General features: G+C 71.2%; 15 protein-coding genes and 3 tRNA genes. 6 read left to right on the top strand and 12 right to left on the bottom strand.

What is annotated here, in order from left to right; genetic code table 11:
* Positions 1-33: 33 nt before the first annotated feature.
* From ATL40_RS01965 to msrB, 3 genes are all read right to left on the bottom strand, one after another.
* Positions 34-939 carry an EamA family transporter gene (locus ATL40_RS01965; protein ID WP_098468076.1) on the bottom strand — a complete coding sequence of 302 codons (906 nt, stop codon included), beginning with the start codon at positions 937-939 and terminating at the stop codon, positions 34-36.
* Positions 940-998: 59 nt separating this feature from the next.
* On the bottom strand, positions 999-1,919 hold the full coding sequence (locus ATL40_RS01960) for an AEC family transporter (RefSeq protein WP_098468075.1): 921 nt from the start codon (positions 1,917-1,919) through the stop codon (positions 999-1,001).
* Positions 1,920-2,024: 105 nt separating this feature from the next.
* Entirely contained in the window at positions 2,025-2,429 is a 405-nt protein-coding gene (gene msrB, locus ATL40_RS01955) for a peptide-methionine (R)-S-oxide reductase MsrB (RefSeq protein WP_098468074.1), read from the bottom strand.
* Positions 2,430-2,509: 80 nt separating this feature from the next.
* Here msrB and ATL40_RS01950 point away from each other — a divergent pair, with 80 nt between their 5' ends.
* Positions 2,510-3,457 (top strand): phosphoglycerate dehydrogenase, encoded by a 948-nt coding sequence (locus tag ATL40_RS01950; RefSeq protein WP_342747592.1) that lies wholly within the window; start codon positions 2,510-2,512, stop codon positions 3,455-3,457.
* Positions 3,458-3,503: 46 nt separating this feature from the next.
* On the opposite strand, the gene ATL40_RS01945 is transcribed toward ATL40_RS01950, so the two are convergent.
* Positions 3,504-4,559, bottom strand: coding sequence for an App1 family protein phosphatidate phosphatase (locus tag ATL40_RS01945; RefSeq protein WP_098468073.1), 1,056 nt, complete (start codon positions 4,557-4,559; stop codon positions 3,504-3,506).
* A 111-nt stretch (positions 4,560-4,670) separates the two neighbouring features.
* On the opposite strand from ATL40_RS01945, the gene ATL40_RS01940 reads away from it, so the two are divergent.
* On the top strand, positions 4,671-4,997 hold the full coding sequence (locus tag ATL40_RS01940; RefSeq protein WP_098468072.1) for a nuclear transport factor 2 family protein: 327 nt from the start codon (positions 4,671-4,673) through the stop codon (positions 4,995-4,997).
* Between the two features lie 76 nt (positions 4,998-5,073).
* Here the strand turns inward: ATL40_RS01940 and ATL40_RS01935 are convergent, their stop codons facing one another.
* Positions 5,074-6,564 carry a DEAD/DEAH box helicase gene (locus ATL40_RS01935; protein WP_098470210.1) on the bottom strand — a complete coding sequence of 497 codons (1,491 nt, stop codon included), beginning with the start codon at positions 6,562-6,564 and terminating at the stop codon, positions 5,074-5,076.
* A 560-nt stretch (positions 6,565-7,124) separates the two neighbouring features.
* Here ATL40_RS01935 and galE point away from each other — a divergent pair.
* On the top strand, positions 7,125-8,084 hold the full coding sequence (galE, locus tag ATL40_RS01930; protein WP_098468071.1) for a UDP-glucose 4-epimerase GalE: 960 nt from the start codon (positions 7,125-7,127) through the stop codon (positions 8,082-8,084).
* A gap of 12 nt (positions 8,085-8,096) precedes the next feature.
* Here the strand turns inward: galE and ATL40_RS01925 are convergent, their stop codons facing one another.
* Together ATL40_RS01925 and ATL40_RS01920 are read right to left on the bottom strand one after the other, a co-directional pair.
* Entirely contained in the window at positions 8,097-8,456 is a 360-nt protein-coding gene (locus ATL40_RS01925) for a metallopeptidase family protein (RefSeq protein WP_098470209.1), read from the bottom strand.
* Entirely contained in the window at positions 8,456-9,064 is a 609-nt protein-coding gene (locus ATL40_RS01920; RefSeq protein WP_098468070.1) for a DinB family protein, read from the bottom strand. The genes ATL40_RS01925 and ATL40_RS01920 overlap by 1 nt, the downstream gene beginning before the upstream one ends.
* 160 nt (positions 9,065-9,224) lie before the next feature.
* On the opposite strand from ATL40_RS01920, the gene ATL40_RS01915 reads away from it, so the two are divergent.
* From ATL40_RS01915 to ATL40_RS01905, 3 genes are all read left to right on the top strand, one after another.
* A tRNA-Glu gene (locus ATL40_RS01915) sits at positions 9,225-9,297 on the top strand.
* Between the two features lie 54 nt (positions 9,298-9,351).
* Positions 9,352-9,425 (top strand) — tRNA-Asp (locus ATL40_RS01910).
* Positions 9,426-9,470: 45 nt separating this feature from the next.
* A tRNA-Phe gene (locus ATL40_RS01905) sits at positions 9,471-9,546 on the top strand.
* 71 nt (positions 9,547-9,617) lie between these two features.
* Here ATL40_RS01905 and ATL40_RS01900 read toward each other — a convergent pair.
* Genes ATL40_RS01900 through ATL40_RS01880 form a run of 5 tightly spaced genes read right to left on the bottom strand, consistent with a single transcriptional unit; the run spans position 9,618 to position 14,206 of the window.
* Positions 9,618-10,376: a helix-turn-helix domain-containing protein gene (locus ATL40_RS01900; protein ID WP_098468069.1), complete on the bottom strand. Its 759-nt coding sequence runs from the start codon at positions 10,374-10,376 to the stop codon at positions 9,618-9,620.
* Between the two features lie 16 nt (positions 10,377-10,392).
* Positions 10,393-11,304: a phosphate ABC transporter ATP-binding protein PstB gene (pstB, locus tag ATL40_RS01895; RefSeq protein WP_342747591.1), complete on the bottom strand. Its 912-nt coding sequence runs from the start codon at positions 11,302-11,304 to the stop codon at positions 10,393-10,395.
* Positions 11,305-11,320: 16 nt separating this feature from the next.
* Positions 11,321-12,226, bottom strand: coding sequence for a phosphate ABC transporter permease PstA (gene pstA, locus ATL40_RS01890; RefSeq protein WP_098468068.1), 906 nt, complete (start codon positions 12,224-12,226; stop codon positions 11,321-11,323).
* Between the two features lies 1 nt (position 12,227).
* The gene (pstC, locus tag ATL40_RS01885) at positions 12,228-13,193 is read right to left on the bottom strand and encodes a phosphate ABC transporter permease subunit PstC (protein WP_098468067.1); all 966 of its coding nucleotides are present in this window, start codon (positions 13,191-13,193) and stop codon (positions 12,228-12,230) included.
* Between the two features lie 11 nt (positions 13,194-13,204).
* A complete protein-coding gene (locus ATL40_RS01880) occupies positions 13,205-14,206 on the bottom strand; it encodes a PstS family phosphate ABC transporter substrate-binding protein (protein ID WP_245866595.1) in 1,002 nt (333 codons plus the stop codon).
* Positions 14,207-14,219: the final 13 nt, after the last annotated feature.

Here is a 14,219-nt window from a genome sequence, read left to right as displayed (position 1 = left end):
CCTCGCCCACGCAGACCGGCTGAGTCGGTCGCCCTAGCCGGGTGGTAGTTCCGACGGCGGTCCCTCCTTCGATGGAGGGGCCGCCGTTCGCGTCGCCAGTGCCACCGCCACGCTGATCGCGAGCAGTCCCGCGAGTTCCCCCAGGCTCGGGAGCTGGCCGAGCACCACCAGCCCGATGAGCGTCGCGGTCGCCGGCAGCAGGGCGGTGAGCAGCGCGAACGTGCTCGCGCTGAGCCTCGTGAGCGCCACCTGGTCCAGGGTGTAGGGCAACACACTGGAGAGGATCCCCACGCCGATGACCGCCAGGATCAACGTCCAGTTCGCCGTCATCGCGCTCACGCCCCCGATGCCGAGCGGGGCGTATCCCAGGGCCGCGGCGGCCATCCCGATGCTGAGGGAGGCCACGCCGTCGCGTTGGGCGGCGATGCGGCGCCCGAGCACCATGTAGACCGCCCAGGACGCACCGGCGGCCAGCGCGGCGAGCAACCCGATGGCGGCGATCGCATCCCCCGACCAGTCCACCCCGGTCAGGCTGATGGCGGCGACCCCGAGTACCGCGAGCACCAGCGCGAGGGCGGAGCGCCGGGAGCCGCTGCCCCACGCGGCGACCACCACGGGACCGGTGAACTCGATCGCGACGGCCACCCCGAGCGGCAGGTAGTCGATCGCCACGTAGAACAGAAGGTTCATCCCGCCGAGCACCAGCCCGAACACGGCCGAGCCGATGAGCTCGGCGAGGGTCCACCGCAGGCGCCAGGGGCGCACGATCAGCAGCAGCACGACGGCGGCCACCGCCATCCGCGCCCAGCCCACCTCGGTGGCGCTCGCCACCGCGAACAGGCCCACCGCCAGCGCCGACCCCAGGTACAGCGACAGTCCGGAGGCCAGGAAGATCGCCGGGGCGGGGGTGCGATCCAGGGCGCGCGCAGCAACACTCACCGGGCCATTCCAGCACCCACCGGGCGCCGCGCGGTGCACGGGGTCCGGCTGGCCCCGACTCAGGCGAGCAGGGCCGCCGCGAGCAACACCACCGGCACCGAGAAGATGGTGGTGACCAGCACGCTCTCGCGCGCCAGCATCACACCGCGGTCATACCGCATCGCGTAGGTGAAGACGTTCTGCGCCGTCGGCAGGGCGGCGATCACCACGGCCGCCAGCAGCACGTCGCCCTCCAGCCCGACCGCCCGGCCGACACCGTAGGCGAGCAGCGGCTGCACGAACGACTTCAGGATCACCACCACCAGCAGCTGGGCCTTCATCTCCGAGCGGCCGGGCATCGGGGACCCGCGCAGCGAGATCCCGAACGCGAGCAGCATGGCGGGGACGGCGAGCCCGCCGAGGGTCTCGATCGGCGCCATCACCAGTTCCGGGGGCTGCCAGCCCACGACGGCGCTGATCGCCCCCGCGGCCGAGGCCAGCAGGAGGGGGTTGAGCAGGGGCGCGAACGCGCGGCGCCAGCGCCCGGGTGTCCCGCGGTGTTCCAGCGCGTCGAGCACCAGGAAGGAGGTCGGCGCCAGGATGACGAGTTGGAAGATCATCGTGGGCACCGCCGCCTCGGCGCCCCCGAGGGCGTACACGGCGATCGGGATCCCGAGGTTCCCCGCGTTGACGTACCCGGAGGAGAGTCCGCCGATCACGGTCTCCCCCGCGGGCCGGCGCATGCCGAGCCGCGCGATCAGCACGTACGCCAGGATCATGGCCGCCGAGGTGCCGTAGGACACCAGCGACCGCGCATCCACCAGCGCGGAGACCTCGGCCCGGCTGAGCGTGACGTAGAGCAGCGCGGGGGCGCCGACGAAGAACGCCAGCCGGCTCAGGACCGCACCGGCCTCCTCGCCGAGGCTGCCGGTGCGGCCGAGGAGGTAGCCGACGGCGATGATCGCGCCGATGAGCGCGAAACCCTCCAGGACACCGGTCACCCCGCCACCGTAGCGACGGTGCGCCCGCCGTTGCGTAACGGTCCGCCCAGCGGGAAGAAGCCGGCCCGCCGCCGCCCGTGGGCGCAGGGCGGCGGGCCGTGCCGCTCACTCCTCGTCTGCGGCGAAGCTCAGAGCGATCGAGTTCATGCAGAACCGGTCCCCGGTGGGGGTCTGCGGCGCATCGTCGAACACGTGCCCCAGGTGGGAACCACAGGCGGCGCAGCGCACCTCGGTGCGCACCATCCCGAGGCTGCGGTCCTCGATCAGTTCCACGGCGTCGGAGTCCTGCGGGGCGTAGAAACTCGGCCAGCCGCAGTGGGAGTCGAACTTCGTCTCGGCGCGGAACAGTTCGGCGCCGCAGCCACGGCAGGAGTAGATCCCCTCCCGCGTCTCGTCCAGCAGTTCGCCGGTCCAGGCGCGCTCGGTGGCCGCCTCACGCAGCACCGCGAACTCCTCCGGCGCCAGCAGGCTGCGCCACTCCTCGTCGCTCTTCCAGACCTGGTAGTCCATGACCTCTCCTCGTTCGGTGACTGCTCCAGAGTCAACCAGGGTGTGGACGCGACTGTTCCAGGAGCGGCGCCCCGCCCACAATGGGAGACGTGAAGATCCTCCTGCCCACGAACGTGCCCCTGGACCCCGTGCTGCCCGACGGCGTGGAGGCGGTGCCCTACGACACCCGCGCTCCCCTGCCCGAGGCCTCCCGCGACGCGGAGGCGATCGTGCTGTGGGCCTCCTCCCCCACCTGGATGGCGCAGGCGGCGCGCGACCTGCCGAACCTGAGGTGGATCCAGAGCCTGTCGGCGGGCATGGATGCGATCGTGGAGGCGGGATTCGGCGAGGACGTGGTGATGTGCTCCGGCAACGGCCTGCACGACGTGCCGGTCGCTGAGCACGCGCTGGGCTTGATCCTCGCCGCGGCGCGGCGCCTGGACGTGGCGGTGCGCGCCGTCGACGACCACCGGTGGGCGCGGGAGCTCGGCGTCAACCAGCCCCTGGACAACGCGGGGCGCTTCAGCCTGATCTCGGGTGCCAACGTGGTGATCTGGGGCTTCGGCGGGATCGGTCAACGCCTGGCCGGCTACCTGCGGCCGATGGGCGCCAAGATCGTCGGGGTCGCCACCCGTGCCGGTGAGCGGGGTGGCTACCCGGTGATCACCCCGGCGGAACTGCCGGGGATCCTGCCGCACACCGACGTCCTGGTGAACATCCTGCCGGCCACCCCCGCCACCACCGCGGCCGTCTCGGCCTCGACCTTCGAGGCCATGGCGGACCACGCCTGGCTCGTGAACGTGGGGCGCGGCGCCACCGTTGACCAGGAGGCCCTCATCGCGGCGCTGCACGCCGGGAGGATCGGGGGCGCCGCGCTGGATGTGATGACGCCGGAGCCGCTGCCCAGCGATTCACCGCTGTGGGACGCGCCGAACCTCATCCTCACCCCGCACAGCGCCGGAGGCCGTCCGCTCGGTGCGGACGACCTGATCGCCGCGAACACGCGAGCCTTCCTCGAGGGACGCCCACTGCGCAACGCGCTCGGGTAACTGCGCAACGCGCTCGGGTCACGGCGCGCACCGGGCCACCGACCCGCTACAGCCCGAGGTCCTCCACGAGCAACGCGTTCCCGTCCCCACCGCGCAGCACCCGCACCGAACCCGGCACCTGAACCCGGCCCTCGGCCTCCTCGCGGGTCTGCGGGGCGCCCGTCACCAGGTGCTCCACCGGCGTGAGGGTGCGGATCGCGACGGTCTCGACGCGGTCGGGGTAGGCACGCGCGAAGGAGGAGTAGGTCTCGGGGTCGTGCTGCCCGTCGTCGCCCACGAGGCGCCACCGGATCTCGGGAAACTCGTGGGTCAGGCGCCGCAGCTGGGTGCGCTTGTGCTCCGTGCCGGAGCGGAAGAACCGCTGCGCGGAGGGACCCCAGTCGGTCATGAGCAGGGCGCCCGGGGGGAAGTGATGGCGCTTGAGGAAGGCCTCGATGACCGGTGCGTAGTTCCACGCGCCCGTGGAGAGGTAGACCATCAGGCCCGTGTCGGCGGCCTGCGAGCGCAGGAACTTCGCCATCCCGGGCACCGGGCGCCGCTCCACCTCCTGCATCACGAACGTGTTCCAGAACGCGCGCAGCGGCTTGGGCAGCAGGGTGATCATCGCGGTGTCGTCGATGTCACTGACCAGGCCGCGGGCCACGTCCGGATCGACCACGTGCACGACCCCGCGCGCCATCGCCCCACCGGGCGCCTCGACCACCACGTCGTGCTGTCCGAGCGGGAGGTCGGCCTCCAGGCGCAGATCGAGGTAGCCGCCCGCGGCGGTGCGCACCCGGTGCACGCGCTCATGCGGCCCATCGGCGCCGATGCGCACAATCACCTCCACCCCGGCGACGGGCGCGGTGAAGTAACGGCGCCAGCCTCGCGAGAGCCCGTCCCGGGCGTGCGAGCCGCCCTCGGCACTGCGCGGGAGCATCAGCACCCGGCACAGCACGCGCGCCCATCCCCCGCCCTCGACCCCGGCGCTGCGGGCGTAGGAGTTGAACACCACCGGGGTGGGCCGCCAGCCCCGACGTCCGCAGACCCGCACGAGCAGGTGCTCCCAGCGCGCGTCCAGCGCGGCTGCGAGGCGTGGGCCCAGGCGGCTCTGGCTCGTCATACCCCTAGCCTGCCGGACATCGGCCTCCCGCGTGCACCCTGTCAGGAATCCGGCCTAGGCTCAGCGACGAGAGGGCCGGGAGGGCCGGCCCGCGCACACCCGGGGGGACCCATGACCACCGCACCGAGCCCGATCGCCGAGTTCATCGACGCCGTCAACCGCCACGACGAGGAGGCGTTCCTCGATGCGTTCACCACCGAGGGCTTCGTGGACGACTGGGGCCGCATCTTCACCGGCCGAGAGGCCATCAAGGGCTGGTCCGACAAGGAGTTCATCGGTGCGGTCGGCACCCTGACCGTCACCGAGGTCGCCGAGGAGGGTGACCGCATCGTGGTGACCGGTGACTGGCGCAGCAATCATGCCAACGGGCTGAGCATCTTCAGCTTCGAGACGCAGGGTGATCAGATCGCCTCGATGACGATCCGCGCCGGGCACTGACCGCCGGGCGGCCGATCAACGAGCACAGCCCCTCCACCCCGGTCGGGTGGAGGGGCTGCGCCGCGTCCAGATCAGGTCAGCGGTCGGACATCTGCACGAATGCACCGCGCGAGGTGGATCCGCTGGAACTGGTGGTGTAGGAGACCGGGGCGCGGCCCCGGCCCTTGCCGCGGGAGGCGGGCTGTCCGGACTTGCCGGAGGACCCGCGGCGTGGGCGCTGCCCACCCGAGCGGGGGTCCGAGGCGGCCGACTGAGAGTGGCCACCGCTCGCCGTCGCTGCGCGAGCACCCGACCGGGAGCCGGAGCGAACGCCCTGTGTCGCACCGGATCGTCCGCCCGACCGGGGCGCTCGGGCACCGGCCTTGGCACCGGCCTTCTTGCGTGTCGGCTGCGCCTGGGGCTTGCGTGCCGCGCCCTCGGGCAGCTCGCCCTCGGCCACCCGCGGAGCCACCTCGCCGACCAGGCTCACCAGCGCGGTGGCCCCCGGCGTCACCCGCTGCGGGGTCGCGGTGATCTTCGCGGCACGGGCCAACTGGCGCATGTCCGCGCGCTGCTCGGGCAGCACCAGGGTGACGACGTCACCGCTCGCCCCGGCGCGCGCCGTGCGCCCCGAGCGGTGCAGGTAGGCCTTGTGCTCGGCAGGCGGGTCCACGTGCACCACCAGGTCCACCTCGTCCACGTGGATCCCGCGCGCGGCGATGTCGGTGGCGACAAGCACGCGGATCGCACCGGAGTGGAAAGCCCCCAGGTTGCGCTCACGTGCGCCCTGGGACAGATTGCCGTGCAGGTCCGCCGCGGGGATACCCACACTGGTCAGGCGGCGTGCCACCTGCCGGGCCTGGTGCTTGGTCCGCGTGAACAGCACCCGGCGGCCGGTGCCGGAGGCCAGGTGCTCCACGATCTCCTTCTTCGCGCCGGCGTCGGCGACCTCGAGGATGTGGTGCGTGGCGGAAGCCACGGGCGCGCTGGCCGGGTCCACGGAGTGGGTGACCGGGGAGGACATGAACTGCTTGACGAGCTTGTCCACGCCGTTGTCCAGCGTGGCCGAGAACAGCAGGCGCTGCCCGCCGGCCGGGGTGGCCTTCATGATCCGGGTGACGCCGGGCAGGAACCCGAGGTCGGCCATGTGGTCGGCCTCGTCCAGCACGGCGACCTGCACGGCGTCCAGCCGCACGTGCCCCTGGCCCATGAGGTCCTCCAGTCGGCCGGGGCAGGCCACGAGGATGTCGACGCCGGCGTTCAGTGCCTCGACCTGCTTGCCCTGCCCGACCCCTCCGAACACCGTGGTCAGGCGCATCCCGGCGGCGCGCGCCAGCGGGGTGATGGTCTCGGCGATCTGACTGGCGAGCTCCCGGGTGGGGGCGAGCACGAGGCCACGAGGGCGACCCGGACTGCGGCGGCCACCGGCCAGGCGGGCCACCAGCGGGAGGCTGAAGGCGAGCGTCTTGCCGGAGCCGGTGCGGCCACGGCCGAGCACGTCACGCCCGGCGAGGCTGTCGGGCAGCGTGGCCGCCTGGATCGGGAACGGCTCGGTGAAGCCGCGCTCGGTCAGGGAGTCGAGCAGCATGCTGGGCACGCCGAGGGAGGCGAAGGTGTGCTCGACGGCGTCGATCGCCCCCGTGCTGGCCGGGCCCGTGGGCTCATCGGCGGGTGCGTGCTGCCGCGCAGCCTCACCGGCTGCGGGCGGTGCGCTCTCCTCCACAGGGCGCGGGGCGCCGGCCGGGCGGGAGACTCCTCCACGGCCGCGGCCGCCGCGGCGGCGGCGCGGCCGACTCGCGGCTGCGGAACCGCCTGCTGAATCGGGACGAGAAGTGCTGGGCGCGCCAGAGGGCGCGGACGTCGAAGACGACAAGGAAGTCCATTCGGTAGGTGCGGCGCATTCTCCTGCGCCGTGCGGCCGGGGCCGCGGAAGGCGATCGCTGCATCCTGGCCCGGCCGAACGACCGGGACCCGGAGCGCTGAGAGCGTCTCGCGGCACGGCGCCATCGGGCACCGTCCCCCTCAGTGTGACACAGTGCGGGACGTTCGGTGCGCGCAGGTGTCCCAGATCACCAGTAGCCTCGGGAGCGGCGGATCATCGCCGCAGTCATCGCGGGGCCGCATTGGCGCGCTCCAGGGAGGAGAACCATGTCCTGGCTTGTCACGGGAGGCGCCGGCTACATCGGCTCGCACGTGGTGCGGGCGTTCGGCGAGGCGGGGATCGACGTCGTCGTGGTGGACGACCTCTCCTCGGGGCACCGCGACTACGTCCCCGCGCACGTCCCGTTCCTCGAGGCCAGCCTGCTGGAGACCGACGTCCTGACCGAGGCGATGACCGAGCACCGGGTCGCCGGCGTGGTCCACCTGGCCGGGTTCAAGTACGCCGGCGTCTCGGTGCAGCGTCCGCTGCACACCTACACCCAGAACGTCACCGGCACGATCAGCCTGCTGAAGGCCATGAGTTCGGCCGGGGTGGACCAGGTGGTGTTCTCCTCCTCGGCCGCCTGCTACGGCACACCGGAGACCGACCTGGTCACCGAGCAGACCCCGACCCGCCCGGAGTCCCCCTACGGCGAGAGCAAGTTGATCGGGGAGTGGCTGTTCGCCAACGCCGGCCGTGCCCTCGGCATCACCCACACGAGCCTGCGCTACTTCAACGTGGTCGGATCCGGCACGCCGCAACTCGCCGACACCTCCCCGCACAACCTCTTCCCGCTGGTCATCAAGGCGCTCGAGGACGGCCGCACGCCGCGCATCTACGGCGCCGACTACGCCACCCCGGACGGCACCTGCGTGCGCGACTATGTGCACGTATCGGACCTGGCGACCTCACACGTCGCCGCAGCCACCGCCCTGGCGCAGGGCCGCACCCTGGAGCCGGTGTACAACCTGGGCTCCGGGGACGGTTCCTCGGTGCGCGAGATCATGGACGCCTTCGCCGCGGCGACGGGGATCGACTTCACTCCCGAGATCGCTCCGCGACGGGCCGGCGACCCGGACCGGATCGTGGCCGACGGCACGCTGGCCGCCCGCGACATCGACTGGCAGATGCGCCACACCCTGCAGGAGATGGTCACCTCGGCCTGGGATGCCCGCCCCCGCGGGTGAGGGTCGCCCCGATCAGTCCCAGCCGAGTTCGTGCAGCCGCTCGTCGCTGATACCGAAGTGGTGAGCGATCTCGTGCACCACGGTCACGGCCACCTCCTCGGCCACGTGCTGGGCGTCCTCGCAGATCGCCAGCGTCGGCAGCCGGAAGATCGTGATGCGGTCCGGCAGCGATCCCGCACCCCACCAGCCGTCCCGCTCCGTCAGCGGCGTCCCGTCGTAGAGCCCGAGGAGGTCGGCCGGCTCGCCGGGCGGCGGGACGTCCTCCACGAGCACCACCACGTTGTCCATCAGCGCGGTGAGCTCCTCCGGTACGAGGTCGAGCCCGTCGGCCACGCACTCCTCGAACGCCTCGACGCTCATCTCCACGGCCATCAGCCGCGCCCCGGCGCCCACAGCGACGGTGGCCCGCTCGCCCCGGAGGCCGCCAGCGCGGCGCCCTCGAGGCGGTCCCGGTAGGAGGCCCACGCCCCCTCGGGTTGCTCGGGAAGGTTGCCGTCGCCGTTCCCGGCACCGCCGTCGAGCAGTTCGCGCAGGATGTCCGCATGGCCCGCGTGGCGGGCGTACTCGACCACCAGGTGCAGCATGATCTCCCGCAACGTGACCTCGCGCCCGTGCGTGCCCCACCACGGCACGCGCCCCACGGCCTCCAGCGGGTGGGCGGCGAAGGTCGCCTCCGCCTCCCGCTCGGCGAGGTCCGCGAGGGCGAGGATCTCCTCCCTGCTCTCCTGCGCCGTCGCCCACATGTCGGCGTTCACCTCGGCCTCGTCGGCGAACCACGGCAACTCCGGTTCGGGCCGACCGAACACGACGGTGACGTACCCGAGCTCCACCGAGGCGGTGTGCTTGAGCAGACCGAGCAGGTTGGTCCCGGTCCGGGTCAGCGGCCAACGCACCTGCACCTCGCTGAGCCCATCCAACTTGGCGCGCACCTGCGAGCGCGACTGCCGCAGGTGGCGGTTCAGTTCGGCCTTCTCGTCCATGCTCTCAACCTAGCCAGGCAGAACGACATCGTGCGGACCCGGCAGCACGCTTGCGCCCGCGAGCCGCGGAATCCCGCCGATTTGGGGATACCACCCATCCTCGCGTATGCTTCATGAGGTTCTGGGGCGCCACGGCGTCGCGGGCACTGAGAAGTCAGAGGCCCCCATCGTCTAGCGGCCTAGGACACCGCCCTTTCACGGCGGCAGCACGGGTTCGAATCCCGTTGGGGGTACGGATTCGTGCAGTGTGAAAACGCATGGTACGGTCTCGCAGGCAACATCATCGAGGCCCCGTGGCGCAGTTGGTTAGCGCGCCGCCCTGTCACGGCGGAGGTCGCGGGTTCAAGTCCCGTCGGGGTCGCGGAAACGTTCGGCCGGTCACTTCGGTGGCCGGCCGAACGTTCAAGGCTCTGTAGCTCAGTTGGTAGAGCGCACGACTGAAAATCGTGAGGTCACGGGATCGACGCCCGTCGGAGCCACCAGGTCATCACAAAGCCCCACCCCGCCTCGGCGGGGTGGGGCTTTGTCGTGTACCGGCGGGCCCGGTCCAGCGTCACACCGGCAACGGGGATGGCCGCAGCCGGTGCCCGGGAGTCGCGCCCGCTCCCATGCGGGCGCTGTCCACCCGGTAGCCGACGCCGCGCACCGTGACCACCGCCCCGTGCATCCCGATTCGCCGTAGCTTGTGTCGGATCCGGGCCACCACGGCGCTCAGCGCGCTCGGGGCCGAGGGTGACCCCGGCCAGTGTCGCGCCGCGAGGGTGGCCCGGGACACCACGTGGTCGGGGTCGCTCGCGAGAGCGTGCAGCACCTCGAACTCCACGGGGCCCAGTCCCACCCACACCCCCTCCACGCGGGCGTCGTAGGCGCGCACGTCCAGCGTGAGGTCTCCCACTCGGGTCACCGGGGCGATGCCCTCTCCCCGATCCGCGACCCAGGCGAGCACCTCACGGACGAGACCCTCCTCGTCCAGGACCGGGTGTGCCCCGGCAAGGACGGCCTCGGTAAGCGCCTCGGCCCGGTCCGGCGCGAACCACAGCAACACGCGCATGCCGTACTCGTCATGCGCCACCCGCACCAGCGGGGCCAGGAGGTCCTGCGCGATGCGATCCCCGAGCGCGAGGACGCCCGCCCCGTGATCGCCCGCCCATGCCACCGCCGCAGCGGCATCCTCGTGGAACACCCGCGTGGCCACCCCGGAACCGGAGAGCTCCCGGTGTACGCGAACGGCGCGCGGATGGTCGTGACCCACCACGACCACGCGCGCGCCGCCGTCGACATCCAGGAGCGACCCGATGAGAGCCTGTGACACCGTTGTCACCCGATGCTCAGCCGAACCGGCCGGCGATGTAGTCCTCGGTTCGCTGATCGTGCGGGCTCTGGAAGATCGTGTCGGTCGTGTCGAACTCGACCAACAGGCCGGTGCGGTCCCCGGTGCCCTCGTCCACTGCGGCCGTGAAGAACGCCGTGCGGTCTGCCACACGGGCCGCCTGCTGCATGTTGTGCGTCACGATGACGATCGTGTAGCTGTCGCGCAGCTCCACCATCAGTTCCTCGATGCGCAGCGTGGCGATCGGGTCGAGCGAGGCGCACGGCTCGTCCATCAGGATCACGTCCGGCTGGACGGCGATCGTGCGGGCGATGCACAGACGCTGCTGCTGGCCTCCGGAGAGCCCGTAGGCACTCTGCTTCAGCTTGTCCTTCACCTCGTCCCACAGCGCGGCGCGGGTGAGCGCCTCCTCCACCAGGTCGTCCATGCTGGAGACCTTCATCCCCGTGACCCGCGGGCCGTAGGCGATGTTGTCGTAGATCGACTTCGGGAACGGGTTCGGCTTCTGGAAGACCATCCCGATCCGGCGGCGGACCTCGATCGGGTCCACGCCGTCGCCGTAGATGTTCTGACCCCAGTAGTTGATGGCGCCGTCGACGCGGGCGCCGGCCACGAGGTCGTTCATCCGGTTGAGCGATCGCAGGATGGTCGACTTGCCACAACCGGACGGGCCGATGAGGGCGGTGATCTCGTTGTGGCCGATGCTCATCGAGACGTCACGCACGGCCTGGAAGTCGCCGTAATAGACCGAGACGTTGTCACAGTCCAGCACGGTGGTGGCGGCCGTGTCGGCCACGTGGCGGTGGCTGGCGTTGAACTCGGGAGTAGGTGCGTGGCTCGGCTCGGCGTGCGCCGGGGCGCTCTGCTCGGCGGACGTCATGGCGCCGCCGCCCTGGGACGGTGTGCTCATATCGGGACTCAACTCTCTACCAGCGCTTCTGGAACTTGTTGCGGATGATGATGGCGACTGCGTTCATGGCGATCAGGATCCCCACCAGGAGGATCGAGGCGGCGGCCGCGAGCTGGTGGAACTCCACCTGCGGTGCGCCCGTCCACGCGAAGATCTGGATCGGCATGGTGGTGAACCCGCTCAGGAGCCCGTTGGGGTCGAAGGAGATGAACACCAGGCCACCCAGCAGCAACAGTGGCGCGGCCTCGCCCAGGGCTCGCGAGAGCGCCAGGATGGTGCCGGTGGAGATGCCGGGGACGGCGGCGGGCAGTGTGATCCGCCAGGTGGTCTGCAACTCGGTGGCGCCGAGGGCCAGCGAACCCTGACGCAGCTCGCGCGGGACGGCGCGCAGCGCCTCACGGGTGGCCATGATGATGACCGGCAGGATCAGCAGCGCCAGCGCGAGAGCACCACCCACCACGATGTTCTTGTCGCCCACGCCCAGCAGGGACAGGGTGCCGATCGCCAGCATGCCGTAGATGATCGACGGGATCGCGGACAGGTTCTGGATGTTCAGTTCCACGAAGCGGTTGAACCAGTGCTGGCGGTCCGCGAACTCCTCCAGGTGAACCGCCGCAGCCACCCCGAGCGGGATCGCCATCACGGCGGTGGTCCCGATGACCCACAGCGACCCGAGGATTGCGGGGCGGGCCCCGGCCTCCTCCGGCCGCGAGGACGGGTACTCGGTGAAGAGACGCGAGTCGAGCCGGCTCCAGCCCTCCACGACCGTGGTCGCGATGAGCACCACGAGGGTGGCGAACGCGACGAACAGGCTGAGCCACAGCAGGAACAGGAAGACGATCGAGGCGGTCGATCGCTCGCGCGAGGAGCCCGTCTTCAGGCGCTCCGGCGCCGGACGGGAGACGGTGGTGTCGATGGCCATCTCAGTACTCCTGACGGAACTTGCGAACGAGCCGGATGCTGACGGCGTTGACGGCCAGCGTGATGATGAACAGCAGGAGGCCGACCGCGAAGAGCGTGTTGTACTCCAGCGAACCCACGCGGGAGTCACCCAACGCCATCCGCGCGATGAAGCCGGTCATGGTGGAGCCGGCCATCGTCGGGTCGGTCACCATCTGCGCCTGGGCGCCCGCGGCGATCGCCACGATCATGGTCTCCCCGATCGCCCGGGAGATGCCCAGCACGATCGCGGCCACGATCCCCGAGAGCGCGGCGGGGAAGACGACGCGGATGGTGGTCTGCATGCGGTTGGCACCCAGCGCCGCGGACCCCTGCCGCAGGGCCATGGGCACCGCGGACATGGCGTCCTCGGACAGGGAGGCGATCGTCGGGATGATCATCACGCCCATCACCAGTCCCGCGGACAGGATGGAGAAGGTGCCGATGTCCAGCCCGAACCAGCCCTTGAGGATCACCGGGGTGACCCAGGTGAGGGCGAAGAAGCCGAAGACCACCGTGGGGATCCCGGCGAGGAGCTCGAGCACCGGCTTGAGCACCTTGCGCACGCCCGGCGTGGCGTACTCCGCGAGGAAGATCGCCGCACCCAAGCCGAACGGCACCGCGACCAGCAGCGCGATGAAGGTGGTCCAGGCCGTGGCCGTCACCAGCGGGAGCACCCCGAAGGAGGCGTCCGCGAACTGCGGCGCCCAGCGGGTCCCCGTGAGGAACTCCCAGACCGGGACCTCGCTGAAGAAGGACAGCGCCGGCACCAGGAGCGAGAAGACGATACCGATCGTGATGGCCACCGAGAGCCACGCGGAGATGCGCAGCAGCAGCTTCACGACGGCCTCGACGGGGCGGCGCCGGTGGTGCGTGATGGCGGCCGCCGCAGCGTGGGGCCCCGCGTGGCCCGGGGGAACCGGGCCACGCGGGGTAGTCACTGTGGACATCGAGGAGGTCCTCAGCCGATCAGCGAGTCGAGCTCGGTACGCGCGGTCTCGGCCTGCTCGTCGGTGAGGTCGATGAACAGCGCCTCCTCGGCGATCTGCTGCTCGTTCTCCAGGTAGAAGTCCACGAACGTCTGCAGGGCCTCGTTCTCGGCGTACTTGGTGTTGTTCACGTAGATGAACAGCGGACGCCCGAGCGGCTCGTAGGAGCCGTCCTGGACGGTCTCCTTGCTCGGCACCACGCAGCCCTCGCCGTTGTCCACGGCGAGCAGCTTCACGGAGTCGGCGTTCTCCTCGGCGTAGCTCAGGCCGAAGAAGCCCATGGCGCCGGCGGAGCCGGAGACGCCCTGGACGGTGAGGTTGTCGTCCTCGGAGGGCGAGTAGTCGATGCGGATGGCGCCCTCCTCACCGTTGATCGCCTCGGTGAAGTAGTCGAACGTGCCGGAGTCGGTGCCCGCGCCGTACAGTTCGAGTGCCTCGTCCGGGTAGGAGGAGTCGACGTCGCTCCAGCTCATCACGGTGCCCTCGGACTCCGGACCCCAGATGGTGGCGAGCTGCTCGGTGGTGATGCACTCCACCCAGTCGTTCTCGGGGTTGACCACCACGGAGAGACCGTCGTTGGCGATGACGATCTCGGTGTACTCCACGCCGTTGTCGGCGCAGGTGGTGACCTCGTCCTCGGCGATCGGCCGGGAGGCGTCGGAGATGTCGGTCTCGCCGTCGCAGAAGCGCTGGAAGCCGCCGCCGGTGCCGGAGGTGGCGACCGTGACGTTGACGCCGGGCTCGACGTCGCGGAACAGCGTGGCGGCGGCCGAGCTCAGCGGCTCGACCGTGGAGGAACCGTCGATGACGACGTCACCGCTCAGGCCGCTGCCCTCACCGGCCGCCTCCTCGGTCGCGCCGTCGGTCGTGCCCGACTCGTCGCTGGAGCTGGACTGGCCGCCGCAGGCGGCGAGGGTGAGCGCGAGCGCGGTCGCACCAGCAACCGAACCCATGCGGAAGAGTGTCTTGGTCACGCGTGTGATCCCA

It is taken from the genome of Serinibacter salmoneus (assembly GCF_002563925.1).
GTDB classification, from domain to species: Bacteria; Actinomycetota; Actinomycetes; order Actinomycetales; family Beutenbergiaceae; genus Serinibacter; species Serinibacter salmoneus.
Note: the sequence above shows the minus strand (reverse complement) of the source record. Positions and strands in the feature narration are given on the sequence as shown.

Coding starts and splice junctions, on each gene's coding strand:
- msrB (WP_098468074.1), bottom strand. CDS start 2,429: ATGGACTACCAGGTCTGGAAGAGCGACGAGGAGTGGCGCAGCCTGCTG.
- ATL40_RS01950 (WP_342747592.1), top strand. CDS start 2,510: ATGGGAGACGTGAAGATCCTCCTGCCCACGAACGTGCCCCTGGACCCC.
- ATL40_RS01945 (WP_098468073.1), bottom strand. CDS start 4,559: ATGACGAGCCAGAGCCGCCTGGGCCCACGCCTCGCAGCCGCGCTGGAC.
- ATL40_RS01940 (WP_098468072.1), top strand. CDS start 4,671: ATGACCACCGCACCGAGCCCGATCGCCGAGTTCATCGACGCCGTCAAC.
- ATL40_RS01935 (WP_098470210.1), bottom strand. CDS start 6,564: ATGCTGCTCGACTCCCTGACCGAGCGCGGCTTCACCGAGCCGTTCCCG.
- galE (WP_098468071.1), top strand. CDS start 7,125: ATGTCCTGGCTTGTCACGGGAGGCGCCGGCTACATCGGCTCGCACGTG.
- ATL40_RS01925 (WP_098470209.1), bottom strand. CDS start 8,456: ATGGCCGTGGAGATGAGCGTCGAGGCGTTCGAGGAGTGCGTGGCCGAC.
- ATL40_RS01920 (WP_098468070.1), bottom strand. CDS start 9,064: ATGGACGAGAAGGCCGAACTGAACCGCCACCTGCGGCAGTCGCGCTCG.
- pstB (WP_342747591.1), bottom strand. CDS start 11,304: ATGAGCACACCGTCCCAGGGCGGCGGCGCCATGACGTCCGCCGAGCAG.
- pstA (WP_098468068.1), bottom strand. CDS start 12,226: ATGGCCATCGACACCACCGTCTCCCGTCCGGCGCCGGAGCGCCTGAAG.
- pstC (WP_098468067.1), bottom strand. CDS start 13,193: ATGTCCACAGTGACTACCCCGCGTGGCCCGGTTCCCCCGGGCCACGCG.